The 26,179-nt window shown below is 58.4% G+C and carries 18 protein-coding genes and 2 pseudogenes; 4 read left to right on the top strand and 16 right to left on the bottom strand.

Annotation, left to right across the window (positions count from 1 at the left end; translation table 11 throughout):
• Positions 1–36: 36 nt before the first annotated feature.
• The 14 genes and pseudogenes from AC3WN7_RS10615 to AC3WN7_RS10680 form a co-directional block, all read right to left on the bottom strand.
• Positions 37–1,407 (bottom strand): HlyD family type I secretion periplasmic adaptor subunit, encoded by a 1,371-nt coding sequence (locus AC3WN7_RS10615; RefSeq protein WP_102674991.1) that lies wholly within the window; start codon positions 1,405–1,407, stop codon positions 37–39.
• Complete coding sequence (locus tag AC3WN7_RS10620) at positions 1,400–3,121, bottom strand: type I secretion system permease/ATPase (RefSeq protein ID WP_102674992.1); 1,722 nt, start codon at positions 3,119–3,121, stop codon at positions 1,400–1,402. Before AC3WN7_RS10620 ends, AC3WN7_RS10615 begins: the two co-directional genes overlap by 8 nt.
• Before the next feature lie 324 nt (positions 3,122–3,445).
• A pseudogene (locus tag AC3WN7_RS10625) lies at positions 3,446–4,318 on the bottom strand (methyl-accepting chemotaxis protein); the annotation flags it as partial.
• A gap of 219 nt (positions 4,319–4,537) precedes the next feature.
• A pseudogene (locus AC3WN7_RS10630) lies at positions 4,538–5,065 on the bottom strand (MCP four helix bundle domain-containing protein); the annotation flags it as partial.
• 94 nt (positions 5,066–5,159) lie between these two features.
• Entirely contained in the window at positions 5,160–5,600 is a 441-nt protein-coding gene (locus AC3WN7_RS10635; RefSeq protein WP_007971558.1) for a CBS domain-containing protein, read from the bottom strand.
• Positions 5,601–6,255: 655 nt separating this feature from the next.
• Entirely contained in the window at positions 6,256–7,473 is a 1,218-nt protein-coding gene (locus tag AC3WN7_RS10640; protein WP_102674994.1) for a DUF3422 domain-containing protein, read from the bottom strand.
• A 237-nt stretch (positions 7,474–7,710) separates the two neighbouring features.
• Positions 7,711–9,393, bottom strand: a complete 1,683-nt coding sequence (locus AC3WN7_RS10645) for a hydantoinase B/oxoprolinase family protein (RefSeq protein ID WP_102674995.1) — start codon at positions 9,391–9,393, stop codon at positions 7,711–7,713.
• A complete protein-coding gene (locus AC3WN7_RS10650; RefSeq protein WP_173862124.1) occupies positions 9,390–11,441 on the bottom strand; it encodes a hydantoinase/oxoprolinase family protein in 2,052 nt (683 codons plus the stop codon). Before AC3WN7_RS10650 ends, AC3WN7_RS10645 begins: the two co-directional genes overlap by 4 nt.
• 56 nt (positions 11,442–11,497) lie before the next feature.
• Entirely contained in the window at positions 11,498–12,211 is a 714-nt protein-coding gene (locus tag AC3WN7_RS10655) for a TorF family putative porin (RefSeq protein WP_102674996.1), read from the bottom strand.
• 171 nt (positions 12,212–12,382) lie between these two features.
• Complete coding sequence (locus tag AC3WN7_RS10660) at positions 12,383–13,672, bottom strand: purine-cytosine permease family protein (protein ID WP_102674997.1); 1,290 nt, start codon at positions 13,670–13,672, stop codon at positions 12,383–12,385.
• Positions 13,673–13,832: 160 nt separating this feature from the next.
• Positions 13,833–15,605: an aminopeptidase P family protein gene (locus AC3WN7_RS10665; protein WP_102674998.1), complete on the bottom strand. Its 1,773-nt coding sequence runs from the start codon at positions 15,603–15,605 to the stop codon at positions 13,833–13,835.
• Positions 15,605–16,144 carry a peptidylprolyl isomerase gene (locus tag AC3WN7_RS10670; protein ID WP_102674999.1) on the bottom strand — a complete coding sequence of 180 codons (540 nt, stop codon included), beginning with the start codon at positions 16,142–16,144 and terminating at the stop codon, positions 15,605–15,607. Before AC3WN7_RS10670 ends, AC3WN7_RS10665 begins: the two co-directional genes overlap by 1 nt.
• Before the next feature lie 135 nt (positions 16,145–16,279).
• Complete coding sequence (locus AC3WN7_RS10675; protein ID WP_102675000.1) at positions 16,280–16,768, bottom strand: Lrp/AsnC family transcriptional regulator; 489 nt, start codon at positions 16,766–16,768, stop codon at positions 16,280–16,282.
• Between the two features lie 244 nt (positions 16,769–17,012).
• Positions 17,013–17,828, bottom strand: coding sequence for a PaaX family transcriptional regulator C-terminal domain-containing protein (locus tag AC3WN7_RS10680; RefSeq protein ID WP_256358924.1), 816 nt, complete (start codon positions 17,826–17,828; stop codon positions 17,013–17,015).
• 128 nt (positions 17,829–17,956) lie between these two features.
• On the opposite strand from AC3WN7_RS10680, the gene AC3WN7_RS10685 reads away from it, so the two are divergent.
• On the top strand, positions 17,957–19,621 hold the full coding sequence (locus tag AC3WN7_RS10685) for an isovaleryl-CoA dehydrogenase (RefSeq protein WP_102675002.1): 1,665 nt from the start codon (positions 17,957–17,959) through the stop codon (positions 19,619–19,621).
• 41 nt (positions 19,622–19,662) lie between these two features.
• Entirely contained in the window at positions 19,663–21,165 is a 1,503-nt protein-coding gene (gene menE / locus AC3WN7_RS10690; protein ID WP_102675003.1) for an o-succinylbenzoate--CoA ligase, read from the top strand.
• An 88-nt stretch (positions 21,166–21,253) separates the two neighbouring features.
• Here menE and AC3WN7_RS10695 read toward each other — a convergent pair whose 3' ends face one another.
• Positions 21,254–21,700 carry a hypothetical protein gene (locus AC3WN7_RS10695; RefSeq protein ID WP_095966082.1) on the bottom strand — a complete coding sequence of 149 codons (447 nt, stop codon included), beginning with the start codon at positions 21,698–21,700 and terminating at the stop codon, positions 21,254–21,256.
• Between the two features lie 265 nt (positions 21,701–21,965).
• Here AC3WN7_RS10695 and AC3WN7_RS10700 point away from each other — a divergent pair, with 265 nt between their 5' ends.
• Together AC3WN7_RS10700 and AC3WN7_RS10705 are read left to right on the top strand one after the other, a co-directional pair.
• On the top strand, positions 21,966–23,045 hold the full coding sequence (locus tag AC3WN7_RS10700) for an HAD family hydrolase (RefSeq protein ID WP_095966081.1): 1,080 nt from the start codon (positions 21,966–21,968) through the stop codon (positions 23,043–23,045).
• A gap of 224 nt (positions 23,046–23,269) precedes the next feature.
• Positions 23,270–24,928, top strand: a complete 1,659-nt coding sequence (locus tag AC3WN7_RS10705) for an arylsulfatase (protein ID WP_095966080.1) — start codon at positions 23,270–23,272, stop codon at positions 24,926–24,928.
• Positions 24,929–25,107: 179 nt separating this feature from the next.
• Here the strand turns inward: AC3WN7_RS10705 and ctlX are convergent, their stop codons facing one another.
• The gene (ctlX, locus tag AC3WN7_RS10710) at positions 25,108–26,046 is read right to left on the bottom strand and encodes a citrulline utilization hydrolase CtlX (protein ID WP_102675004.1); all 939 of its coding nucleotides are present in this window, start codon (positions 26,044–26,046) and stop codon (positions 25,108–25,110) included.
• Positions 26,047–26,179: the final 133 nt, after the last annotated feature.

Genomic DNA, 26,179 nt, shown 5'->3' on the forward strand with positions numbered 1-26,179 from the left:
GCAATGTGTGGCGTTCGAAAAGACGAGGATAGCCGCTCATTCCTCTTTGAAGGCTGCGAGCAAGCGTTCGCGCAAAGGTTTCATCAGGTAGTTCATCAAGGTACGCTCGCCCGTGACCACCGTGACATCGGCCTGCATGCCCGGCCGCACCGACAGGCCGGCGGCCTGTAGCGACACAACGGCATCTGCGGGAATTTCGACCTTGGCGGAAAAGTACGGCTGGTGAGTCTGTTCATCGATCAACTGGTCCGCCGACACCGTAGTCACCGTCCCGGTGACAGTCGGGGTATCCACCCGTTGCAGCGCCGTGAAATGCACGTGCACCGGCAACCCCGGACGCAACTTGTTGGCCATCAACGGCTCGAAACGCGCGGTGATCGCCATCGGCGCATCCAACGGCACCACCTGCATCAGGGTTTGCCCCGCCTGGGCAACGCCGCCAATCGTATGAATGCTCACGTCCATGACCTGTCCGGACACCGGCGCGCGGATCGCACCGTTTTCGACTTCAAACTCAAAGGCACTGATCTGGTCGGCATAAGCTGATGCCTCGGCGGAGACTTCACTGAGCCGGGTTTCGGCATCGCGGCGAAATTCCTGCTGCGCCTGCAAGGCCTTGAGCCGACTTTCATTGATCGACTGGCGAGTCCTGCCGGCATCACCTGTCACGGAAGCAATCTGCCCGGCCAATTGGGCGGCGTTACGCTCGGCCTCGAAGAGTTTGTTGCGCGGGACGTAGCCCTCATGTGCCAAAACACGCAGGCCTTCCAGCTCCTGCTGCTGGAAGCGCATCTGCGTTTCGTAGTTGCGCTTGACGCCTTCATATCCGACCAGTTGCTGCTGCAATGCGGCGGTCTCGTGTTCGATGATCTGCAAGCGACTGGCCAATTCTGAACGGCGGGTCGCAAACAACTGACTCTGCAAGGCCATGGCTGCCTTGAGCCGCGGTTCTTCAGCATGTTCCAGCAAGTCAGGGGGCCATTGGATCTCGGCGGTGCCCAGGCGCTCGGCAATCAATCGAGCCTCGACACTGCGATCATTAAGCAATTTGCCCCGGGTCACGTCCAGTTGTGACTGCGCTTGCACCGTGTTGAGTTGCACCAGCAACTGCCCTTGGGTGACGCGGTCGCCATCACTGACCAGAAGTTTTTCCACCACGCCACCGACCAACGACTGCACCGCTTTGCGTTCGCCCGCCACTACCACGGTGCCACTGCCCAAGACACCCTGGTCGAGCGGCGCCAGACAGGCCCAGAGCAGGAAGCCACCCAGTGTCAGGGCCAGGAAGCCCACGCCATATCGTGCCGCGCTGCCCGCGTCGGTATTGGCACCTGGCAGCGTGGGTTTATCACGTACGATCGGTCGTTGCTCGCTGTACATCTGTGTGCCTGGGGTCAGATCATGCATCTTCGCCAGCCTCCTTGATCGCTGCCGGTCTCGGCCCCGCAAGCAATGCTTTGAGCACCCGATCCCGTGGACCGAATGCCTGTTGAGTGCCGTCCTTGAGCACGAGGATGTGGTCAACCACCGCCAGTACACTAGGCCGATGTGTAATCAGCACCACGGTGCTGCCGCCAGTCTTGAGCGCACCGATCGCCTGGACCAGCGCCAGCTCTCCGGCTTCATCGAGATTGGAGTTCGGCTCATCGAGCACGATCAGCGAAGGGAGCCCATAGAGTGCACGAGCCAGTCCGAGGCGCTGTTTCTGTCCCCCGGACAATCCAAGCCCGCCGGGGCCCAACGGCGTGTCGTAACCTTTGGGGAACCTCAGGATCATCTCGTGTATGCCAGCAAGACGCCCCGCCGCGATGATCTTGTCGGCGTCCTGCTCACCGAAGCGGGCAATATTGTCGGCTACCGTGCCGTCGAACAGCTCTATGTCCTGCGGCAAGTAGCCCAGGTGCGGGCCCAAGGCGTCGTGAGACCATTGGCTGATCTCGGCGTCATCGAGGCGCACCGACCCGCCCATGGCTGGCCAGACCCCGACCAGCGCCCTGGCCAGTGTTGACTTTCCACTGGCGCTGGGCCCGACAACGCCGAGCACGTCACCTTTGACCAGGTTGAAATTGATCCCCCGCAGGATCGGTTGCGAGGCACCGGGCGGGCCGACATACAACTGCTCCACACGCACCGCGCCGGTGGGCGGCGGCAACGGCATGCGCAGGCGCTCGCCTGGATGGCGGACAAGGAGTTGGCTGAGGCGCTGGTAACTCTGGCGGCCAGAGTTGAATTGCTTCCACGAGCCGATGGCGATTTCCACGGGGGCCAGGGCGCGCCCCAATAGCAGCGACATGGCGATCATCATGCCCGCCGACAATTGGCCTTCGAGCACCAACAGCGCGCCGAGCCCCAGAGCCAGCGATTGCCCGCAAATGCGTACGAAACGAGTCATCGACGTGATGCGCGCGCTTCGGTCACTGGCATGGGCCTGGGCCGCAACGATGCGCTGCTGCAGCAGGCTCCAGCGCTGACGCAATGGCCCGAGCATGCCCAGGGCCTGGATGACTTCGGCATTGTGGAACGTGCTGTTGAGATAAACCGACGACTGCACACCCAGCCGATTGGCTTCGTCCAGGCGTGTTCGAGTCGCCCATTCCCCCCACAGAGCCAGGCTGATCAGTATCAGGGCCAGAACCAGCGTCAGCACGCCGAACCATGGGTGAAAGATGAACGCTATCAGCAAAAAAATCGGCAACCATGGCGCATCGAGCAAGGCAATCAGGCCCTGACCGGTGATCAATTGCCGCAGTGTCGCCAGATCGGTGAGCACCTGGGCCGGGTTGGCATCGTGCTCGCGAAGGCTGCGGGCGAAAGCAGCGTCGAAAAGCCGCTCGCCCAAGGCTTCGTCGAGCCCCGCGCTCATGCGAATCATCACCACGCCACGAACCCACTCGATCAAGGCGCTGAACATGAACAACCCCAGCGCGATCAAAGTCAGCATGAACAAAGTGGTTTCGTTACGACTGGTAAGGACCCGGTCGTACACTTGCATCATGTAGAGCGACGGCACCAGCACCAGCAGATTAATCACGCCACTGAACAGTGCCAACGACCAAAACAGCCGGCGGTAGCTTAATAACGCGGCGTCAATGTCATGAAGCGGATCGAGAAAAAAACCCATGGAAGGTTGCTCGCTTAAGAAAGAGTCGGTCCAGGACGCAATCCATCGCGAGCGTTTGCCCAAGGGGCGAAACACCAAGTGCAGTCTGACGTGCCGCTATCAGAGACGGTCCTCGTCGTTACAGGCGCCAATAACTGACAACGCGGCCTCGGGTTAGTGCCGGTTATGCAGATCGGGCTTTCAAGTGGGTGACGGGCGGGTATGTTGCACAACGGCAAGTTCGCATTGCGCGCCGCCATGGCAAGGGAAACCGGGCTGCCAGGCAATGCCTTCCCGCGCCAGGGCAATACAGTTCTTCGCGGGTAGCGGACAAAACGTGCAAGCTCATACTCTAAAGCGCGCTACCGTCTCGTTCAGTGCTCCTGCCATCTGCGCCAACTCCAAACTTGCTACCTGGGTTTGCTGCCCCCCCACTGAGACCTGGTCGGACACGTTACGAATCCCTACCAGATTTCGATCTACCTCACGCGCCACCAGGGCCTGCTCCTCTGTGGCACTGGCGATCAGCAGGTTGCGCTCATTGATCTGCGAGATCGAACGGGCAATTTCTTCCAGTGCGTCGCCGGAGCGTTGCGCGACTTCGAGGGTCGACTGCACCAGGTGACGGCTGCTTTGCATGGCGTTAACTGCCTGCACGGTATCGAGCTGAATATTGCCTATCATCTGTTCGATTTCCTGAGTCGACAGCTGAGTGCGATGGGCCAGTGCTCGCACCTCATCAGCGACCACCGCAAATCCACGACCAGCATCTCCGGCGCGAGCTGCTTCAATCGCCGCGTTGAGAGCCAACAAATTGGTTTGCTCTGCGATGCTGCGAATCACGTCAAGCACCGAGCTGATCTCTTGCACGCCCTTGGCCAATTGCTGGATACGCTCTGAGGTATCGGTCATGCCGTCCGCCAGCGCTCCTATCGAGGAAACTGTTTCTTGAACTTGCTCACGGCCGCGTTGCGCGGTTTGCTCAGACACCCGCGACGCCTCGCTTGTGCTGACTGCATTGCGTGCGACCTCGTCGACGGCCGCCGTCATCTGATTGACCGCTGCCGCAGCCTGCGCGATCTCCAGACCCTGCAGCTGCAAGCTGCTGCTGGTCTGGCTACTGACCGCGCTCAGCTCTTCGGACGAACTGGCCACCCGTTCGACCGCCGCCGCGATGTGCTTCACCATCGCATTCAAGCTTTGCTGCATCTGGTGCATGTTCATCATTACGCTATCGTCAGCACTCGCATTCAATGGCACTTGAATCGTCAGATCGCCCTGGGCGATTTGACTCAAGACCTGCGCAGCAACCATGGGCTCTCCACCCAAAGGTCGAGTGACACTACGCGTCACGATGACTGCAACGACGATTACTGAGACCAGACAGAACACAAGCAATCCCAACATGTTCAGACGCGCATCGTTGTACAGTGCCTGTGCCGACTTTTCGCGATCGGCAAAGATCTGCCCTTGCAGCACCATCAAGGAATCCAGGCTTTTGTAAACCTGCTGTTCTGCGGGGACGACGTGCTGCTTCAACTGCGCCATCGCGGCATCAAATGCGCCTTGTCTGATCAATACCTGCACTTGGGTGAACGCGAACACGTAAGTCTCGCGATTCTTTTTCAAGGCAACATAGGCGGCCTTGCCATCCGCTGAATCGAGCAACGGCTCCAGGGTTTCAAGTGCCTGGCTGATGCGTTTTTTAGTGGCATCGATGGCCTGTTGCGCTTGCTGATTCTCCTTGTCGATCAGCAAATCCCTGGTGTTCCTGGCGTTGTCCCGTACTCCTGTGGCAATGACCAGGATCGGGTCAATTTTCGGCCAGTCCTGTTTGACGATTACCATTGCCTGTTCCTTGAGCGTTGCCAGATCGTGCAGCGCGTAGAACGTCAGACCGATCAATACCAACGGCGCAATTGCAAATCCAATAGCAATACGTCGTGCCGTGCTTAACTTGGCCATATCAAATGCTCCCTGATTAATACCCGCCCGACGGGCAACACATTGGAATACTGCATGTGCCTATGCGCCCTGCATCCACCTTGCCTTGGTCGTTTCAGTGTCCACGGATATAGTGCTCCAGTTGCCGGATCAGGTCGGCCTGCTCGACGATGGCCTCTTTCACCAGATCACCAATCGACAGGAGGCCAATCAGTTGATCACCTTCCACCACCGGTAAATGACGTAGATGACTGTCGGTCATAACCATCATGCAACGCTCGATACTCTGTTGACTGTCTGCCGTAACGACGGGCGCGCTCATGATGACCCGGACTGGAGTACCGACCGAAGATCGCCCCTGTAGAACGACCTTGCGCGCATAATCACGCTCGCTGATAACGCCAACCACCTGCCCATCCTCTATCACGGGTAGAGCACCTACATTCTTTTCAGCCATCATCTTCAGCGCTTCATACACCATCTGATCTGGCGCGATGCTATGTACCTGCTGGTTTTGCGTGACCTTCAGTTTCAGCAATTGTGCGGCTGTTTTCATGAACGGCTCCGAAGATAATTACGGATAAAAAACGCAAAAAAAACGCCTGAAACCCTTCGGTTCCAGGCGCCTTTGCCTGTTCTTTTGCAGTGTTAAAGCCTGAGATTCCTGTCTGAGGTACCAACCTTATTCATGACCTGTTCGGGACATCGATCATCGTTGACCGAGGAGGAGTCCAGAGGAATATGTGGTAGGTAACCCTGATGTAGGTCTTGCAGTCTTTGTGCCAGCCGGCAGCACAGACACTTCATCCTATGCGCAAGTCCAGGCTCCCGAGCTTTGGGTGGTTTTCACGGTAACTGCGATCCAGGCGAGTTTCTGTGGCATGAGCAGGCATCCCGAGAAAGCGAATTGCCAAGGTCAGCAAATCGATGAGCTGTGGGCTAATGGAGGCGAAAGCCCAGCGCGTCGCTTCCGACTGGTGCACTTTGTTAAGCGCAGCGCTTTACAACAGTGCATGTCCTGCTGACTCCACAATGCTAGTGCTCATGAGTTCAAAGTCAGGACGGAGGCAGAGGACTGGTTTATCGCCAACTGGATGTACCCACGGTGGGTGCCTGGCAGCCTGCTACACCTGCAATTAGTTTCACCCCTTTGCCGGCGGCCGCCATGTGCAAGTGGAAAAGGCACTGCAACGACATCGCAGGCCATCACCTCAATGCTCTTTGACTTTCCTGATACGCAGCACAATCAACACAAGAATACCAATCGCGAGCGGCGCCATGACCAGCATGGCCTCTCGCGGGGACACCTCAACGCCAAGCAGGTGCACCCCTGAGTAACCCAGCTTGAGCAAGCTGAGCAGGTAGTAGGTAATGGCAATGATCGACAGCCCCTCCACTGCGCGCTGGATCTTGATCTGGGCATCGGCGCGGGCATTCAGGCTTTTGAGGATTTCCGAGTTCTGTTCCTCCATTTCGACCTGAACCCGTGCCTGTAACAGATCGCCCAGGTTGGCCACGCTTTCGGCCAGGTGCTCCAGGCGCTGTTCGGTGGCGGTGCAGTACCTGACGGTCGGTTTGAAGCGGCGCTCGATAAATACGCCCAGGCGTTGGCAATCACCGACGTGACTTTCCCGCAGCTCACCCAGACGTTCGAACACCAATTGCGCATAGGCTTGCGTGGCACTGAAGCGATGCCGGGTTTTCGCAGCGCTGCTCACCACTTGCGCAGACAGGTTGGAAATATCCGCCAGCAGGGCTTTCGCATTGCTGCCGTGCGGGTCGGCGTTGCGTTCGGACAGGGTGACCAGGGTCTTGTCAAAAACATCGAGTTGCGCGCTCAAGTCCTTGGCCATGGTCAAGGATAACGAGGCCATCATCCTGTAGGTCTCGATTTCCAGCAGGCGGCGTATCATCCGGCCCTGGCGGTAGGCATTCAGGCGCCGGTTGACGAACAACATGTGGTTGTTGCCCTCCTCGCTCAAGCGAAAATCACTCCAGACCATGGCATCGCCACCGCCCACGCACGAACCGCTCGGATCCTTGAAGCCGTACCGGGACAGATCCAGGCCGGTTTCACCACGCACGACAATCTGCACCGAGTTGATCAGGGCCGGCAAATGCACTTCGACCTTTGACGCCAGCACCTCGGGCAGCGTTGTCCAGGACAAGTCATCACAAGATGAAGTGACCACCAGTGTCAGGGTGAAAAACTCGGCATGGCGCTCCCATTTCAGTGCATGGCCATCGAGTTGGGTAATGCCTTGGGCGGCATTCAGGTCGAGGGTGCCTGGGCAGCATTGTTCAAGGAATGCATTGCACGCCTGATCGCTGCCGAGGAAGGCCAGATGAAACACATGGGCCGGCTCATCGAAATACAGTGACGGGCGCGCGTGTAGTTCGTTGTGCAGGCTTTGTCGTAACGGGTGCATGTTGTATGGCCATGTTGGAGTTGTTTTTGCCGCTTGCGATGAATGCCCAGCCGAGCCAGGTGCCGGATTTTTCGGGGCATTATCGATTGCTGTTGTTGGTGGGACAGTTTGGCGAACTCATGAGTCACGGCCAGGTGACAAACCTTGGATCGACAGTAGCGAAGCCCTGCCGTCCCTGGCAGGCACTTCTCACACCGATTCCGGTGTCGGTTCTGTTACTCGCATGCTTCAGTTCAGCTATGCCAGGGACATCTGCTCGGGATAGTCGCGCCGGGCCTGTTCGACTGAGATGTATTGGTTTTTTATATCATCCTGGATAGCGTCCAGGCTCCGCGCTTTTGCCGGCCCCCAACCACCGCCGTTGGCAGTGACCAGACGCAGCAAATCGCCTTTTTCAAGCGCCACGCGATTGGCTCGACTGAAGCGCTCGGTTGGCCCCCGTTCGCGAATGACTTCGGCATAATTGCACGAGCCTTCGTGACCTCCATCAATGCCCCACGGCGGGGTGATCCCGCGCCCGAAGAATGTCGACACCCAGGCTTTGGGCGACAGGATCCTGTAATCGAGCATCACCCCTCTTCCACCGCAGTAACGCCCCGCACCACCCTCTTCGTGATGAAAGCCATAGCGCTCGACTAATACTTCATAACAACGCTCGGTCAATTCGACGGGAATATTGCTGGTTTCACCATTGCCCACACAGAACTGACCGCTCTCTCCGTCCTTGTCATGCCCGGCGCCCCAGCCGCCAACCAACGGCTGAACCATAAGGTACTCATCGTTGGTAATGGAGTTGCGCCCATTCAATACCATTGAGCACACGGAACCGAGTTGCCCTGCGATCAAGCGATCCGGCAGCACTTGAGCCAATGCGCGACGTATCACATCGGCCGCCGCTACCATTGACTCGAAGTAAGCAGACACCGGCGCCGGACGCTGAGCCGTGCAGATGGTGCCAGGCGGACAGATCACTTCGATTGGACGGAAACACCCGGCATTGGCCGCAATACCAGGTCGCACAACGCCCATGAACACTTCGCGTACCGCTGACTGCAGACCGCACAAGGTATTGTTGATCGGCCCTTGCGCTTGCAGGCTTGACCCAGTGAAATCGGCCACGAAACGACCCTCAGCGATCTCGACTTTGACCTTCACCGTGAATGGCCCGTTGCCCAGGCCGTCCTCGTCGATGACGTCCTCGGCATAAAAAACACCCCTGGGCAGGCTTGCAAACGCGGCCAGCGTCATCGCCTCGCCGTGTTCGAGCAACCGCTCGATGGCATCGAGGGTGGTTTCCTCGCCATACTTGGCCACGATCGACAACAGCCGCCGCTCCCCCACGCGCAACGCAGCTGCGCAGGCATGCAGGTCACCCAGCGTCATGTCTGGCAGGCGGACGTTGGCAGCAATGATGTCCACCACGGCTTGATTGATCCGTCCACGGTCATAGATGCGTACGGTAGGAAACTGCAAGCCTTCCTGGTAAATCTCCGAGGCATCGGAGCTGAAGCTGCCAGGATCCTTGCCACCCACCTCCGTCCAGTGCGCCTTGTTGGCCGTCCAGGCGATCAGGCGCTCCTTATGGAAAACCGGCATGATCATCGAGACATCCGAAAGATGCGTGCCACCTCCGCCGTAAGGGTCATTGGTGATGAACATGTCGCCCGGCAAAATATCGGTCAGCGGGAATTTCTCCATCACGCTGCGTACGGCGCCATCGAGTGTGCCAATAAAACCAGGAATGCCGTTGCCTTGGGAGATCAACTGTCCTGTCGCATCAGTCAGGCCAATGCCGTAATCCAGTGCTTCATAGATGATCGGGCTCATGCTGGTGCGTTTGAGGGCAATGAACATCTCTTCACCAATAGCAACCAGGGCGTTTTTAATGATTTCGCGGGTAAATGGGTTGGCGTTGCTCATGCCGAAACCTCCTGCACGTTGATATGGATATGAAGGCCACCGTACGGGTCAACTTCAAGCCGATCGGCCGGGCGAACGACGGTCGTGGTAGTCGCCTCTTCGATAATCGCCGGGCCATCGATCCGCATACCGCTGAGCAGTGCCGAGCGTTGGTACAGGGGCGTATTGACAGGTTGTTCAGGCTCGAACTCGACCCAGCGGCGCCCACTCAACGCAACTTCGGCGGTCGTCGAAGTACTCACACCGATGGGCGCCATGGGCGATTTGGGTACTTCGCCAAATGCCACCAGATGAAGGTTTACGACCTCGATCGGTAACTCCAGCCGGAAGGTGTAGGCCTGCTCGTGCTGCGTGTGAAAGCGCTCGAGTATCGACGACAGTTGCAGTTCGTCGAGGGCGACTTTTACCGTGTGTTCCTGGCCGATATAGCGCGCGTCGATGTGCCATTCGAAACGGAGCTTTTCGCGCGACATACCGTCGTCGGCAAATTGTTTTTCGGCAGTGGCCTGAAGACTGGCAAAAGCCCTGGTCAGGCCAGGTAGCCCTTCATCATCGAGCATTTGCAGGTGCGTCTGAATGTAGTCGCGTCGAGAGTCGAGCATCAGCATGCCCCAGGCCGAAAATACCCCGGCGAATGGTGGAATGATGACTTTCGGAATCCCCAGCTCGGCGGCCAGTGCAGTGGCGTGAAGTGCGCCACCGCCACCGAAGGCCATGAGCGCGAAGTCGCGAGGATCATGGCCACGATTGACCGAAATCAGTTTGAGCGCGTTGACCATGTTGGCGTTGGCGATCTGCAACACACCATGAGCCAATAGCTTGGACGACACGCCAATCTGTTCTCCCAACTGTGCAAAAGCCCTCTCCACTCCCGCAACATCGGGTGTGATTTCGCCGCCGGCGAAGTCATCCGGATTGATCCGGCCAGTGTAGAGGTTGGCATCGGTGGTTGTGGGTGCCAGTCCACCGCGTCCATATGCGACCGGGCCTGGCGTGGAACCTGCACTTTGCGGCCCCACACGCAGGCTGCCCGCCGCATCGACCCAGGCCAGGCTGCCACCGCCATTGCCGATTTCAACGATGTCCACGACAGCTGTCATGATCGGATAACCGGCACTGATCGCCGTTTTTTCGATCACGTAGTCGTTGCTGATGACCACCTTGCCGTCATGGATCAAAGAACACTTGGCCGTTGTGCCGCCGATATCCAGCGCCAGCAACTGGTTTTCCCCGATCAACTGACCATAGGCCTGCGCCCCGAGGATGCCGCCAACCGGCCCGGACTCCACCAGGCTGATCGGATCCTGCTTGGCCGCATTGACCGGGGAAATACCGCCGTTGGACTTCATGATAAAGGGCGCCGATTGCAGCCCTTTATCTGTCAGGTGCTTCGACAGATTATCCAGATAGTCTCGGGTAGCCGGCATCACGTAAGCCGACAACACGGTGGTATTGGTGCGCTCATATTCACGCAGCGCACGGCTGACCTGATGCGAAGCGATGACCGCCACTTGTGGCCACAACGCCTGCACGGCAGCCATCAATTGCTGTTCATGCACAGGATTGCAATAAGCATGCAGCAGGCAGATCGCGATCGCTTCGACGCCCTCCCCGCGCAAGGTGTCGAGTATGGCTGGCAGGTTCTCAAGGTTCAGTGGGGTGACGACTTCACCGCGATAATTCAGGCGCTCACAGATTTCCAGACGCAGATGACGCGCAACGAAAGGCGGCGGCTTGCGGTAGTAGGTATTGAAAATATCCGGCGTATTGCCCCGGGCGATCTCCAGCACATCGCGAAATCCGCGGGTGGTCAGCAAGGCGGTTTTGACGCCCTTGCGTTCGGTCAGCGTGTTGATCACCACGGTCGAGCCATGGGCGAAAAACTCGATGTCGGCGTAACTGACGCCACTTTTGGCGACCGCATTGAGCAGTCCCTGTTCAAAGTTCGGCGGTGTAGTGTCGGCCTTGACCGCATTGATCACACCGTTTTCCAGGTAAACCAGGTCAGTAAAAGTGCCACCGATATCGGTAGCCACACGGATTGTCATAAGTCCTCCGGCAGTCACGCTAAAGCCGGCCAGCCGCAGGGCCGCCGGCTGATAATTCAAAAAGTGTGGGAAACGGTGAAGATCAGGCGTCCGTCATTACGCAAATACTCGCCACTGTTGTAGTAGCGACCCGACAAGTCGGTGTCGACCCAGCTCAGCTTTGTATTGACCGGGCCGAAGCTGCGCTTGAGTGCGACTTCCCAGTTCGAGTATTCATGGGCGCCTGTCAGGTCCGGCTGGCGAAAGTACTCACCAAAGGAGTGCCCGGCCAGGAACGTCAGATCGACTTGCAACGGCAGATTGAAGGTGTAATCGGCCGCCACGTACTGGGACGACTGGGACGTACTGATCATGTCGTTGGAATAGTAGAAATACGTATTGAAGTTGCCGTAGCCGAGACTGAATCCAATTTCCGGGTAGTTGATGTTGTAGTTGGTTGAAGGGAACGTGTAGTAGTAACCGATCACGCCATAACGCAATCCGTTTTCCAGTTGGCCGTTATAGCCACCGTAAAAGTCGATCTCGATGTTCGCGCCATCGTCATAGGCGTTGCCACTTTCGTAGCTGTCGGTATTGGTCGCCCAGGCGCCGACAAACAAGCCGCTCTCGCCGGCCCAGTCCAGGCTCATGCTCAATGCCGGATCGTTGCCGGAGTAACCGATACCACGAACCTGATACTCGGAGGTCAAGGCCACTGTGCTGGACACCTGCGCATGGGCTGCGCAACTGAACCCGAGTGCGGCCAGCATGATGAGTCGGATGATATTCATTAAAACTGCTCCTGAACTTCTAAAGCTTTTTATGGGCGTTGCGGTTGGCAGAAAAAAAGACGAGCCAGCCTGTCGAACACACGTTTGTCGTGTTCGCTTTACTAAAAACAGGCATGGCTTCGCCCTCCGGGTAAATCCCGGGTCAACGCGCTGGATGGGGAGTTATCGGTTTTACGAGTGCGACGGCACTATCGTCGAAACAGGGGTCAATCGGTGGAGCACCAGGTACGCGACGAGGGCGACCAGAAGTGAGTCCAATGTAGGTTGCGATGTCAGCGTCCAGCCTTCAAAGGACGTCATCCAGGCGACTGCGCTGGCCAGCGCCCAACTGATCAGTGCCGGCCAGCCAAATGCGCAGGACTGTTTCAGTGCATCGATGTCATAGCGTTGTTGGCGTACCACAAAGAAGTCCGTGACATAGATACTCGCCAATGGCGGGATCACGATGCTCAAGGCCATGACGAAATCCAGGAAATGCGCCATGAACCCACCTACAGCCAGACCGGTTGCCAGCACGCTCCCGCCCACTGTCAGCTTCCAGCTCGCGGTACGGCTGACAGTCGCCAGCGTGAGCGTCGCGGAATACAAATTCGCGGTGTTGGTGATCCAGGTGGAGAACACCAGTACGGCCAAGGCCGGCAGCAGTACACCCAGGCTTGCCATGATCAGCATGATTTCGCTTTGGTCGGTGATGATCGACAACAGGCCACCGACGATAAGCACAAACGGAAAACCTGCGGCCATTCCAAGAATGGCAATCAAGGCATCCTTTTCAGTGCGTGCGTACCGGGTGAAATCAGGCATCAATACCGGTGTCAAAATCACCATGCCAATGGTACTGGCGATGGCCAGTGCCAGGCTGTCACCCGAGCCCGGGAACCCGCCCAGTTGGCCGGGCGCTGCGCGCTGCAAGCCCAGGTACAATGCAAACAGCATGAACAGCGCCATAAGCGGCACCGAGTAAATCGACAGCCGATCCAGGCCACGCAACCCGTAGATGGCCATCAATGTCATCAGGATGCTGCCCCACACACAGTGCACCCATGCTGGCGTGACAATGCCCCAGGAACTTTGCAACGCGCTGGCCACGGTGCTGCCGAAGATATCCGCCGTGGCGGCATAGAACCCCAGCAAAGTCACCGCCATGGTCAGGTTGATTAACTTGGCGCCATGCCGGCCAAAGGAAAACTGCAGAATCATGTAGGTACTCAGTCGAGTCCGCACACCCACCATCGCGGTCAATGCGCAGAGTAAACCGAGCACGGCACAGACCCCGATGAAAATCAGCGAGGCCGTCGAGAATCCTGTTTTCCGGGTCACGTCGGCACCCAGCCAGAACACAGGCAAAGTCATCCCTATCCCAAAGGTAATCAACGCCAGCCCGGTTCCGGAAACCGTTTCGGACTGGGGCACGGGTCTGCGATCGTACCCGTCGGGAATCACGTTTTCTGTACTGTTCATGCTCGCCTCTATACTGGCAACGCCTGCTCTCCCACTATGAAGCAGGAGGCAAACCGACTATTAGAATTGTTTTGAGGCGCTCGCGAACGCTGGAAACATGTTGCCAGCCCCGCTGAAATCTAACTGCGCTTTTGCAGGGGCCAGGAAAAACATTCAACGGTTATTCAGCACGAAACTGCATGTTGTTCGGTAGTGTTTGCCGCTTCAACCATGCTGCGACGTCCGGTTCCAGCGAGGGCGCCAATGCCCCCCGAACAGTCCGATGATACTCATCGAGCCACTGCGCTTCGGCCTGGCTCAGTAGTCCATGTTCGATCAGTTCAATGGCAAACGGCACCAGGGTGAGGACTTGAAACCCCAGGAACCCCGGATGCGCCTCGACCTCAACCACCTCATAGAGGTTCTCGATACGAATGCCAAGTTCATTGGGCAGGTAAACACCCGGCTCAATCGATGTCACCATCCCTGCCTGCAGTGGCACCGCGCTGGCGTGGGGGGCAATTCTGTGGGGCCCCTCGTGCACATGAAGATAGCTGCCAACGCCGTGTCCGGTGCCATGGGCGTAGTCCAGGCCTTCGCGCCACATCACCTGCCGCGCAACGCTGTCCAGTTGCTGACCACTGGTTCCACTGGGGAACATGCAACCAGCCAGTGCGATATGGGCACGCAACACGGTGGTGTAAAGGTAACGCTGGCGCGCGGTCGGGGGGCTGCAGGCCAGCACCCGGGTCACGTCGGTCGTGCCCTGGGGATATTGGCCACCGGAATCGATCAGCAGCAACTCACCGTGCTTGAGCTTTGCCGCACGTCCAGGCTTGGGCAAGTAATGGGGCTGAGCGCCATTGGCACCGGTGGCGGCGATGGTCTCGAAACTCGCGCCTTGATAATCGGGATGCCGAGAGCGCCAGCCCTCAAGAGATTCGACGATCGACAATTCGCTTTGTCCGAGAAACCGCTCGCATTGGCAGTGGAACTCATACAGGAACCGGCACAGGGCCAGGCCATCGATACGATGTGCTTCACGACTGCCACGCAACTCGGCGGGTTGTTTGCAGGCCCGTTGTAACAGCAGAGGATTAGGTGCCTCAAAAAAGACACAATCGGCGGACTCGAATTGACGATAGACAGCCGCGGTGCACAGACGGCGATCAACCCAGACCCGTTGGCCATGCAGTTCGGCGATGGCTTGATCCAGGCATTGGGGTGAACGCACGGACACCGCAGTGGGCAGCCAGCCCTCGGGCAGTTGCAGGCGGTCGGCGTCGATGAACCAGTCAAGTCGGCCATCGACGTACAACAGGGCGTTGCTGAACGGCAATGGTGCGATATCGATATCCTGACCGCGCACGTTCAACAGCCACGCCAACATATCCGGCGCCGGCAGCCACAAGGCATCGCATTGCGAAGCGCGCAAGCTGGCAGTGAGGTGTTCGAGCTTGTCTTGTGCAGCCATACCGGCATGTTGCAGCCCCCAGGCAAGCACCGGGCTGTTTGGCGCCGCCGGGCGATTACGCCAGCATTCAAGCACCGGATTGTCCAGGGACTCGTGCCAGTTGAATCCCGATTGCGTCGCCATGACCTGCCAGCGCGCGCACTCATCGACGCTATGCAGCCTGGAATCGCAGGCGATGGTTGCGCCGGCTTGCAACTGTCCGCGTAGCCAACTGAACAGGCTGCTGTCGTCCAGCATCAAGGTCTCGAACTGAGGGCATTCCTGGCAGGCCTGCTCGGTATAGCGACCATCGACCAGCAGCGCGGCGCATTCTTGTGTCAGTACCGCCAGCCCTGCGCTGCCACTGAAACCCGTCAGCCAGTACATGGCTTCGTCAGCCGGGGCCAGGTCTTCGTTGAGGTAAGCATCGCTACGGGGAAGCAAAAACGCATCGTATCGACGCGCGGCCATTACCGCCCTTACATACTCAGAGCGCCCCATCACACACCTCGCCGCTGACGATAGGCTCGCACGATGGCGATCTCGGCCTCGGGCGGCAAGTATTCCTGCGCCCCGGCACTGCTCCAGATTGCCTCAACCACCTCCATGCCCGCGCAGACTTGCCCGAACGCCGCAAAGCCCAGGCCATCCGGATGGCGAGCGCCGCCATGATCGAAGTGCGGCTGATCGCCGATGCAGATAAAAAAATCACCTTCGGCAGTGTTGGCCTCGTCACGCCCCAGCGACACACTGCCATGACGATGGCTCAAGCCTGTCTGCAGAGTGCTTTCGAGTTCGATCATGGGTAAGTTATTGGCTGCCAGAGGGCGCGTCCCCCCGTGCACGACACTGATGCGAACAGGATCTTCCGGTTGCTGATTGGACGGATTGACGATGCGGAAAATGCTGCTGCCGTCATAGCGACCACTGTCCACGTAGGCCAGGAAATTTGCGGTGGTCAGCGGTGCCTGTTGACCAAACAGCTCGAGTGTAAAGGCCCCCAGTGCCGTTTCCAGGGTGACGTACGCAGATGCAGACATGGCTGTTCTCTCCCTCAGGATAAAACCAGCATTGTCCGCAAAGACGGCGATGCAAAAGATTGAGATAGCCCGTGTACATTGCACTTGCTGCGGGATGCGCGGGCATTTACCGCAGATTGTGCAGGTCGCTCGCCGTCACTCCCGCCAAATCAGATTCTCTAGTGGGTAGCCGGCAAACCACTTGGTTTTGTCGAGAATGATGTTGCTGCTGATTTTCAGGATGTTGGGGTTTTCATCCAGCAGCTGCTCACAGAGCGTGTTGAAATCGGTAACGGTGGAACAGGTGGCCAGGGCAATGTAGTCGAACTCGCCATCGACCTTCAGGCAGTCGACCAGTTCGCGACGCTTGGCAATGAAGCGCTCGAACTGAACACGCAGATGCCCCGCATGATCGCGCAGGCTGAACATGACATAGGCCATGACATTGATACAGATCGCATCGATGTCGATCGAGGCCATGTAGGCGCGAATGTAGCCGGCATCCTCCAGTGCCTTGGTTCTTTGCAGGCAGGCGCTGGGGGAGAGATTAATCTTCTCGGCCAACTCCAGATTGCTGATACGAGCATTGCTTTGCAGGTTTTCGAGGATTGCCCGGTTGATACGATCCAACTTTACTTTTTTCATGTCGCCTCTATACCAATCAACCATCACCCCCAGGATCCAGGGAATGCAGGTGCCCCGCCATCAGGCGCGTCATCATTGGCACCCTCCGCAAGTCCATCGCTCAAGAGTATTGATCACCGATCAAGTGGAGCACAGCTTTTTCTCCTCAGGTGTTGCAACGGCCTGCCTTGATCGGGACACCGTCCGAAGCGTGTTTGTCGACCTGCCCTGACTGCAGCCGGCAAACGAAACGATCGCCTGGGTTTCATCTACCCTGGGCGAGAAAGTCGCGCCAGATCTGGTGGCCGACATCGTCATATCGCTTGACCAGCTCGCGGAATGAACGACGGTGCGCGGAGTCCACCAAAGGCTCAGGAAGCATCGGGTCGAACACGATCTGGCGCATGGCCTGGTCCCCCAGCACATACGACTCACGGGCAGCGTCCTCAATCGGCATGCCGGCCAAGCGCGCCATCGACGCCTGCAGCGTGCGTTGGCCGTCGCTGTAGGTTTTCTGCAACTCACTGGCGTCCCACAGCAAACGGGCCCGGGCGTCTCGCTGCGGATCGAACTGCTGCGCCTGGAACACCGCCGTGGAGTTTTCCACGCCCAGTGACAGCAGACGTTCGCGTGTGTGCGCCACTCCGCCAACCAGGTTATCAGGGCGGATAAACAATCCGTCATCCAGTTCGCGCAAGCCCACCAATCCGAATGCGCGCTCTCGGGCACGCAATGCTTTGCGATCACTGCGGCCCAGAGCCGCCGTAAGCGCCACCACCCAGCTTCCATCCCACTCACGTAGACGCGTTTCGGCCTGACGCCAGGCGCCTATCTCTTCGCCCAGCGCTCTGCCGGCCTGGCCAAGACGGTAGGCGCCGCGCACGACAGTTTCGATCAGTTCGGCGCTCTGCAACCGGGCAAGGGCAACGCGTGTGTTGTTCGCAGACAGACCGAACAAAGCGCAGGCGCGCACGGCGCTGGTGACATCCAGCTCACCACCTTCGACAACCAGGAGCAATTTGAGGATCAACTGACGCGGCGTTGGCGTCGGATTTTCGAGCTCGTCTGAAGCGGGTTCCAACAAGAAACAGTCCTCCCTTCCCGGCACGATTCGGCACGCACCTGATGAATGATCGTAAATTACAGTGATTGACATAAAAAATACATTGAGTGTAATTTTCACCGAACCTATCACGGAGAAACCCGCTCATGTCTGCCGCAACCCAGCCAAAGATCGACACCCCGTTTGCAACCCACGAAGTTTTCAATCAGCCGCAGCCGTTGCCAGCTTACAACGCCTGGGACAGTGATGTCCCACTGCGCGAGGCGGTGCGAGCGAACGGCGGCGAATGGGCACAGGCACAGTTATCGGCCTATGGCGCCATGAGTGGCGGCGAGCAAATGGAGCTGGGCGAGCAGGCCAATCGCAACAAGCCCGTGCTCCACGCTTTCGATCGCTATGGCCGGCGCATTGACGAAGTGCAGTTCCATCCCGCCTATCACCAGCTGATGCTCAACGCGATGCGCGGCGAGGTACACAGTTTTTCGTGGAACCACTTGGGGCAACCCGGAGCCCATGTGGTGCGCGCGGCCTTGTTGTATCTCAATGGCCAGGCAGATGCAGGCACCTGCTGCCCGCTGACCATGACCCACGCCGCCATTCCGGCGCTGTTGAACACCCCTGAGCTGGCAAAAATCTGGATACCCAAACTGACCGCCCGGGACTACGACCCACGTCCCCTGCCCGTCGAGCAAAAACGCGCCTGCACCATAGGCATGGGCATGACCGAAAAACAGGGTGGCTCGGATGTACGCAGCAATACCACCCAGGCGCACCCTCAGGCCGATGGCAGCTTCAAACTGATCGGTCACAAGTTCTTCTTCTCTGCCCCCATGTGTGATGCGCACCTGGTACTTGCCCAGCTCGATGGGCGCGTGAGCTGTTTTCTGATGCCGCGAATCCTGCCCGATGGCTCGCTCAATGCCGTGCGCATCCAGCGCCTCAAAGACAAGCTGGGCGACTGGAGCAATGCCTCCTCCGAAGTGGAGTTCCAGGGCGCTACGGCCTATCTGGTCGGTGCTGAAGGTCGCGGGGTGGCGACCATTCTGGAGATGGTCGCGCTGACCCGTCTGGACTGCGTGATCGCCTCTTCGGCACTGATGCGCCAAGCCCTGGTGCAGGCGCTGAACCACGTCAGCCAACGACATGCCTTCGGCCATGTGCTGATCGAACAACCGCTGATGCGCAACGTGCTGGCCGATCTGGCGCTGGAAAGTGAAGCTGCCGTGGCCTTCACGATGCGCATCGCCCGCGCCGTGGATGCTTCGCCGAACGATCCGCAGGAAGCGGCCTTCGCTCGTATCGCCACGGCCATCGGCAAGTACTGGATTTGCAAGCGCACCCCGGCGTTCGTCAACGAGGCCCAGGAATGTCTGGGCGGGATTGGCTTTGTCGAAGAAAACATCCTGCCGCGCCTGTACCGCCAGGCACCTTTGAATTCCATCTGGGAAGGCAGCGGTAACGTGCAATGCCTGGATGTGCTGCGCTCGTTGCACAAAGACCCGGCGGTCAGTGAGGCCTTGTTTGCCGAACTGCAAAGCGCCGCAGGCCTGCACCCGCTGTACGACAGCCACCTGCAGTGGCTGCACAACGCATTCCAGGACATTGGCAACCTCGAGGCCCGAAGCCGTCTGGTGGTGGAGCGCACCGCGCTGGCAATCCAGGCCGGGCTGCTGCTCAAGTCAGGCAATAACGAGATTGCCGACACCTTCTGCCGGGCACGCCTGGGCAACGAGTGTGGATTTGCCTTTGGCAGCCTTGATTCCAATGCACCGCTGAGCACCTTGATCGAGCGCGCCATGCCCCGTCTCTGAGTTGGCCCCTGTTAGTCATAACAATAAAAAAGGAGAACGCCATGAGCGTACATTTAGGACGGTTGCTGGCACAGCGCGCCGACTTGACGCCAGACCGAGAAGCGCTGGTTTCACCCACGGGAAGATGGACCTTCGCCCAGTTCGATGCACGCTGTAATCGCCTGGCCAATGACCTGGTTGCACAGGGCGTGGCCGAAGGCGATCGCGTGGCGGTCTATTCAAAGAACAGCGAGTTTCTCGCCTGCGCGCTGTTTGCCGTAGCGAAGGCCGGCGCCACGTTAGTGATACTCAACTGGCGCCTTCAGGCGCCCGAGCTGAGCTACATCCTGGCCGACAGCGAACCGGCAGCGCTGCTGTTCGAGGACGCGTTCGCGTCCACCGTCCGGCAATTGGTAGCTGACCGTCCAGGCCTGATCCTGATCAACAAGGGTACCGAACAAGCGCCAGGCGCCTACGAGCGCATCACTGCCGATACCAGCCTGGACGCGCCGCTGTTGCTGGGCCGCGGCGGTGATGCCCCTGCGGTGATCATGTACACCTCGGGCACTACCGGAAAACCCAAGGGTGCCTTGCTCTCCCACGCAGCGTTGATCTGGACCGCGCAAAGCAACAGCGCCACGCTGGAATGGAATCAGGACCACCGCTTTCTACTGATCGCGCCGATGTTCCATATCGGCGGTCTTTCACCCATGCTGACCAACGTGTTCAAAGGTTGCACCACGGTGCTGCTGCCTGACTTCGACCCCACACAAGTCTGGGAGGTGATCGCCCGCGAGCGCATCACCAGCTTGATGACTGTGCCGGTGATGCTTCAGGCATTGTTGGCCCTGGCAAAAAAACAGGAAGTCGATAGCACCAGCCTGGTTTCCGTGACCTGCGGCGCCTCGGCAGTTCCCCTCAGGCTGATCGAAGACTGTCTGGCCATCGGCGTGAAAGTGCAGCAGGTGTACGGCATTACCGAATTTTGTGGCGCGGTGACCTTTTGGACCCACGAAATGGGTCTCGCCCATGCCCACTCCCACGGCAAGGTGCTGATGTTTGGTGAGGTCAGAATCGTCGATCCGTCCAGCCTGGAGCCACTGGCCCCTGGCCTGGACGGCGAAGTCTGGTGTCGTGGGCCGATGATGTTTTCCGGCTACTGGCGTAATCCGCAAGCCACCCAGGTAGCTATTCAAAAAGGTTGGTACAGAACCGGTGACATCGGTCGTATCGACGAGCATGGATTTCTCCACGTGGTGGATCGCCTCAAGGACATGATCATCAGCGGTGGCGAGAACATCTACCCGGCAGAACTGGAGGCGGTGATTGCCTCGTTGCCAGGTGTCGCCGAGGTCGCCGTCGTCGGCCAGCCTGATGCGCGATGGGGCGAGGTGCCAGTCGCCTTCGTCGTTGCCGCGTCGCCAGGCGCGACCAGTGAGGCCGCGATCATCGAGGCCTGCCGCCTGCGTCTGGCTGGTTTCAAGTGCGTGAAGTCGGTGCAGATGATTGACACCCTGCCCCGCAGTTCGGTGGGTAAGGTTCTGAAGCGACAGTTGCTTGCATAAGCCCGAGCAAGTGCCGCTGAACATCAGCGGCACTTGCGTACGCGGCAATCACGTTGGCGACGCTTGGCTCAACGATCAACTAAAACGGTCACCGAGCCGCTTGTGCGATATCCCCGCAAAAAAGATCGACGCTGCCATCCTCAGGTGTCGTGCGCACGACAACGGAATATTGACCGGACAACAGATCCGACACAGAGACCGGGGCAACACGCTCAAACGTCCAACCTGCCTGAGCAGTACGCTGAGTGGTTATCCTGTCGTTCATCTCGTAAGCAACCGGACCTGGCTGTTGGCAGTTGCCTCTGTTGACGAACGTGTAAATGCGCAACGGCAAAGTGGTTCCTGTCGGGACGCCAGAGATGTAGAAGTTGAAGTTGCTTTCGTTGTCCACGGCGGTCAGCGTTGTATTGGCGATCTGGCCGGCATTCTGCTCGGTGGCTTTCAGGGGAAGCGTCACCGACTGGGTGGATGAACGGGTGCAGCCCGAGAGACTGGCTGTGACCAGTAGCGCTGTCAGTGGGAGGGTGTAATTCATTGACAACCTCGATCGGTTGAAGAAGTGCCGTGTGGAATATTGTGTATAGCTGATCAGCTCATGTTGCACATTTTCGGGAATGTACTTCTCAGACCTGCCCCACCCCGTGCCGCTCCTGCATTGAGCAATGTCTCGATCCGAGTGCAGAAACAGCAATTATTCCCAAACCCACTACACTGGATTTCCAACTAACTGCTGTAGTCCTTGCCAGAGTGAGCAGCCATGTAGCCGCCAATGATTAACCCATCCACCGTAGGTGAACTTCATGAATCTCATGATACTGGTGCAGCGTACCTGGAACTCCGCAGTCACTGCGACGCGCCTTTGCTCGCACGTTGAACGCCGCCATGGCGCGCCCCTCGCCGTACTCGGGCTGAGCCTGATCGCTTCGACGGCGGTGTTCGCGGCTGACCCTTTGGCATCCTGGAATGACGGGCCGGCCAAACAAGCCATCGTGGAGTTCGTCAAGGCGACCACCCAGGAAGGGGGTAGCCAGTTCGTTTCGCCAGCCGAACGCATCGCAACCTTCGACCAGGACGGCACGCTGTGGGTCGAGCATCCTGCGTATAGCCAACTGTTTTATTGCCTGAGCCGCGTTCCTGCGGTGGTCAAGGCAAAGCCGGAGTTGGCCAGCGCCGAACCCTTCAAGACGGTCCTGTCGGGCGACCGCGCCGCCATGGCAAAACTGACCCTCGATGACTACCTGAAAATCGCCATGGTGACCCTCAGTGGCATGCCTACGGATGAGTTCAAGCAGCAAGTTCGTGCCTGGCTGGCCGAAGCCCGCGACCCTCGCTGGAAGCGTCCTTTCACCGAACTGACGTATCAGCCAATGAAGGAAGTCATGCAATACCTGCGTGACAATGGCTACAAGACCTACATTGTCACCGGGGGTGGGCAGGACTTCGTTCGCACCTATTCCGAGGAGATCTATGGCGTGCCTGCGGAACAAGTCATCGGTAGCGCTGGCGCAACCGAGTATGTCTACGACAAGAACGGCAAACCGCAGTTGATCAAACAACCCAAAGTAGTGCTCAACGACAACGATGCCGGCAAGCCAGAGAACATCTATCTGATGACGGGCCGTCAGCCAAACGCGGCCTTTGGCAACTCCACCGGCGACAAGCAAATGCTGGAATACACCAAGGCCGGCCAAGGCGCGCGACTGGTGATGCTGGTGCTGCACGACGACGCCGAGCGCGAATATGCCTATGGCCCGGCTCAAGCATTGCCCGAGACCAAGGTAGGCACCTTCACGCAACCCCTTTATGACCAGGCCAAGCGAGATGGCTGGACGGTCATCAGCATGAAAAAGGATTGGAAGAAGGTATTTGCATTCGAGTGAAACACCGCTGCAGGTGAATTCAACGTATGAGCAAATACCCCGCTGAGCCGTAAAAGCCGCACTAGACTCCTTCGTGCGCCTTACTCCTTACAGGGTCATGCAACAACAGTAGTCGTGATCTGTATGCAGTACCTGGGCTAATTGCTCGGTGGTCCAAAGCACGTGGGTCAATGCAGTTGTGCACTCATCACCGGCCAACATTATGAAACAACGAGGTTGCTGGCATGGAAAAGCTATCGGATCGTTTCAAGTTGTCTGTCGTGTTTGCTGCATTGTTGTCATTGAACGGGCTTGCCCACGCCGCTCAAACGGAAAAAACCAATATCCTGTTCATCGTGTCCGATGACACTGGCTACGGCGATCTGGGGCCGTACGGAGGCGGGATCGGGCGCGGCATGCCAACGCCCAAGATCGATGAGTTGGCGGCAGAAGGTGTCACTTTCTACTCCTTCTATGCACAGCCGAGCTGTACGCCTGGCCGGGCGGCCATGCAAACCGGGCGTATCCCCAATCGCAGCGGCATGACCACCGTGGCGTTTCAAGGCCAGGGCGGTGGTTTGCCAGCTGCCGAATGGACGCTGGCATCCGTGTTGAAGACCGGCGGCTATGACACCTACTTCACCGGCAAATGGCATTTGGGCGAAGCCGACTATGCGCTGCCCAATGCCCAGGGTTATGACGTGATGAAGTACGTCGGCCTGTATCACCTCAATGCCTATACCTACGCGGACCCAACGTGGTTCCCCGACATGGATCCGGAAACCCGCGAGATGTTCCAGAAGGTGACCAAAGGCGCGTTGTCCGGCAAGGCCGGCGAAAAACCGGTTGAAGAGTTCAAGGTCAACGGCCAGTACGTGGACACGCCCGTCGTGGATGGTAAACCCGGCGTGGTTGGCATTCCGTTCTTTGATAACTATGTCGAAAAAGCGGCCCTTGAGTTTCTCGACACGGCGGCCAAATCCGACAAGCCGTTTTTCATCAACGTCAACTTCATGAAAGTCCACCAGCCGAATATGCCGGCTCCGGAGTTCATTCATAAGTCCATGTCCAAATCCAAATACGCCGACTCCGTCGTCGAACTCGATACCCACATCGGCCGCATCATGGACAAGCTCAAGGCGCTGGGCCTGGATAAGAACACCTTGGTGGTTTACACCACAGACAACGGGGCCTGGCAGGACGTTTATCCGGACGCCGGCTATACCCCGTTCCGCGGCACCAAGGGCACGGTGCGTGAGGGCGGCAACCGGGTACCGGCCATTGCCGTCTGGCCAGACAAGATCAAGCCGGACACGAAAAACCACGAGATTCTCGGTGGCCTGGATTTAATGGCGACGTTCGCCTCTGTGGCTGGCGTCAAGCTGCCCGAGAAAGACCGTGAAGGTCAGCCGATCATCTTCGACAGCTACGACATGACGCCAGTACTCACCGGTAGCGCCCCTTCACCGCGCAAGGAGTGGTTCTACTTTACCGAGAATGAATTGTCCCCGGGTGCGGCCCGTGTCGGGAACTACAAAGCGGTATTCAACCTGCGCGGCGACGATGGCGCCCAAACAGGCGGTCTCGCCGTGGACTCGAACCTGGGATGGAAAGGCGCACAAAAATATGTGGCCACCGTGCCGCAGGTGTTTGATTTGTGGCAAGACCCGCAGGAACGCTATGACCTCTTCATGAACAACTTTACCGAGCGTACCTGGACGATGGTGCCGATCTCGGCAGCTATCATGAAACTGATGAAAACGTACATTGATTACCCGCCACGCAAACTGCAAAGCATGGGCTATGACGGACCGATCGAGCTGTCGCAGTACCAGAAATTCCAATATGTGCGTGATGCCCTGAAGAAGGAAGGCATCAACTTGTCGTTGCCAAACGGTAACTGATCAATTCACCTGAAAAATGGCGACCTCGGCAGAGGTCGCCACGGTTCGAGACAAAGCGGCCAACGTTCCAGCTTTCGTGGACCACGGCGGCCTCGCCTACACCGAGTCCGACTGCCCCCCTCCGTTCCCCGGCTAACGCGCCATATCATCGCGCCCGACGGTCATTGCCGGGCGGACCATCATCGCACCTGTTGCCGGGTGGACATTTGCCTGGGCAGGAACACCTCGGCCAGCATGCAGCGCGCGCTGCCACCACCGATACGCTCGATGGTGTCGATGTTCACCGGCAACGGCGTGGTGTGAGTTTCGATCAAGCGACGCTGATCGGCGTCCAGGGATTGCCAGGCGGTGCGCGACATCACCAGCAGCGGCTCGCCCGCTGCGCTATGCACTTGCAGCATGTTGCCGGCGAAAGATTCCAATTGCGCCCAATCCAGGTCGATCACCTGCTTGCCGCTGTCTTCCAGACGCATACGCAATGCCTGGCGTTCGTTGGGATCAGCAACCGATGACAGGCAAACCACCGCCAGACGCGTGCCCACGCTCATCATCACATTAGTGTGATAAATCGCCACGCCCTGGCGGTCCACCGCGTTGAACGCACAGAGTTCATAGCCCAGTTGGGTGACCAGTTGATCCAGTGCCCGGGCGTGGGTGCGCGTGGAATACCCGGCGTAACAGATCCGCTGTTGCCGATCCAGGACCATGCTGCCGGTGCCCTCCAGGAAAACCTCCTGCTCTTCAAGGCGGGACAGGTCCAGCACCTGCTCGATCCGGTATTCGCCCAGCAAGCCGTCGAGTACCCCCTTGTCCCGCTCCAGGCGCCGGTTGTGGCCCTGCATCGGGTACAGCACCAGGGTGCCATCCGGGTGGCTGCTCCACCAGTTGTTGGGGAAGATCGAGTCCGGGGTATGCGGCGCTTCACGATCGTTATGCACCAGGACCTCGACGCCGTGCCGACGCAACGCGTCGACATAGCCATCGAACTCGGCAAGGGCCTTGAGTTGCACGTCTTCAGCAACGGTTGCCGGACGCTGGAAGCGGTTGTTCGCCGCCGTGTCCTGATTGAAGGAGAAACGTGTCGGGCGAATCATTAAAACCGTATTGGTGGTTTGCATGGGCACAGACTCAATGAGGGACGAGAGAGGCTCATTGTCTGTTTCGAGGTGGGAAAAAACCGGTTGATAACGGCTGTTGCGCTGATGGAAACGGCTGAAGACCCTGACCCCTTCAGCCGATTCGGCAAGGACC

The sequence above is a fragment of the Pseudomonas sp. FW305-70 genome (genome assembly GCF_058783925.1).

What these genes read in the sequence shown, in the direction of transcription:
- AC3WN7_RS10615 (WP_102674991.1), bottom strand. Translation starts at nt 1,407, where the DNA reads ATGCATGATCTGACCCCAGGCACACAGATGTACAGCGAGCAACGACCG.
- AC3WN7_RS10635 (WP_007971558.1), bottom strand. Translation starts at nt 5,600, where the DNA reads ATGAAAACAGCCGCACAATTGCTGAAACTGAAGGTCACGCAAAACCAG.
- AC3WN7_RS10640 (WP_102674994.1), bottom strand. Translation starts at nt 7,473, where the DNA reads ATGCACCCGTTACGACAAAGCCTGCACAACGAACTACACGCGCGCCCG.
- AC3WN7_RS10685 (WP_102675002.1), top strand. Translation starts at nt 17,957, where the DNA reads ATGTCTGCCGCAACCCAGCCAAAGATCGACACCCCGTTTGCAACCCAC.
- AC3WN7_RS10670 (WP_102674999.1), bottom strand. Translation starts at nt 16,144, where the DNA reads ATGTCTGCATCTGCGTACGTCACCCTGGAAACGGCACTGGGGGCCTTT.
- AC3WN7_RS10650 (WP_173862124.1), bottom strand. Translation starts at nt 11,441, where the DNA reads ATGACAATCCGTGTGGCTACCGATATCGGTGGCACTTTTACTGACCTG.
- AC3WN7_RS10705 (WP_095966080.1), top strand. Translation starts at nt 23,270, where the DNA reads ATGGAAAAGCTATCGGATCGTTTCAAGTTGTCTGTCGTGTTTGCTGCA.
- AC3WN7_RS10660 (WP_102674997.1), bottom strand. Translation starts at nt 13,672, where the DNA reads ATGAACAGTACAGAAAACGTGATTCCCGACGGGTACGATCGCAGACCC.
- AC3WN7_RS10675 (WP_102675000.1), bottom strand. Translation starts at nt 16,768, where the DNA reads ATGAAAAAAGTAAAGTTGGATCGTATCAACCGGGCAATCCTCGAAAAC.
- AC3WN7_RS10620 (WP_102674992.1), bottom strand. Translation starts at nt 3,121, where the DNA reads ATGGGTTTTTTTCTCGATCCGCTTCATGACATTGACGCCGCGTTATTA.
- menE (WP_102675003.1), top strand. Translation starts at nt 19,663, where the DNA reads ATGAGCGTACATTTAGGACGGTTGCTGGCACAGCGCGCCGACTTGACG.
- AC3WN7_RS10695 (WP_095966082.1), bottom strand. Translation starts at nt 21,700, where the DNA reads ATGAATTACACCCTCCCACTGACAGCGCTACTGGTCACAGCCAGTCTC.
- AC3WN7_RS10700 (WP_095966081.1), top strand. Translation starts at nt 21,966, where the DNA reads ATGAATCTCATGATACTGGTGCAGCGTACCTGGAACTCCGCAGTCACT.
- AC3WN7_RS10645 (WP_102674995.1), bottom strand. Translation starts at nt 9,393, where the DNA reads ATGAGCAACGCCAACCCATTTACCCGCGAAATCATTAAAAACGCCCTG.
- AC3WN7_RS10665 (WP_102674998.1), bottom strand. Translation starts at nt 15,605, where the DNA reads ATGGGGCGCTCTGAGTATGTAAGGGCGGTAATGGCCGCGCGTCGATAC.
- ctlX (WP_102675004.1), bottom strand. Translation starts at nt 26,046, where the DNA reads ATGCAAACCACCAATACGGTTTTAATGATTCGCCCGACACGTTTCTCC.
- AC3WN7_RS10655 (WP_102674996.1), bottom strand. Translation starts at nt 12,211, where the DNA reads ATGAATATCATCCGACTCATCATGCTGGCCGCACTCGGGTTCAGTTGC.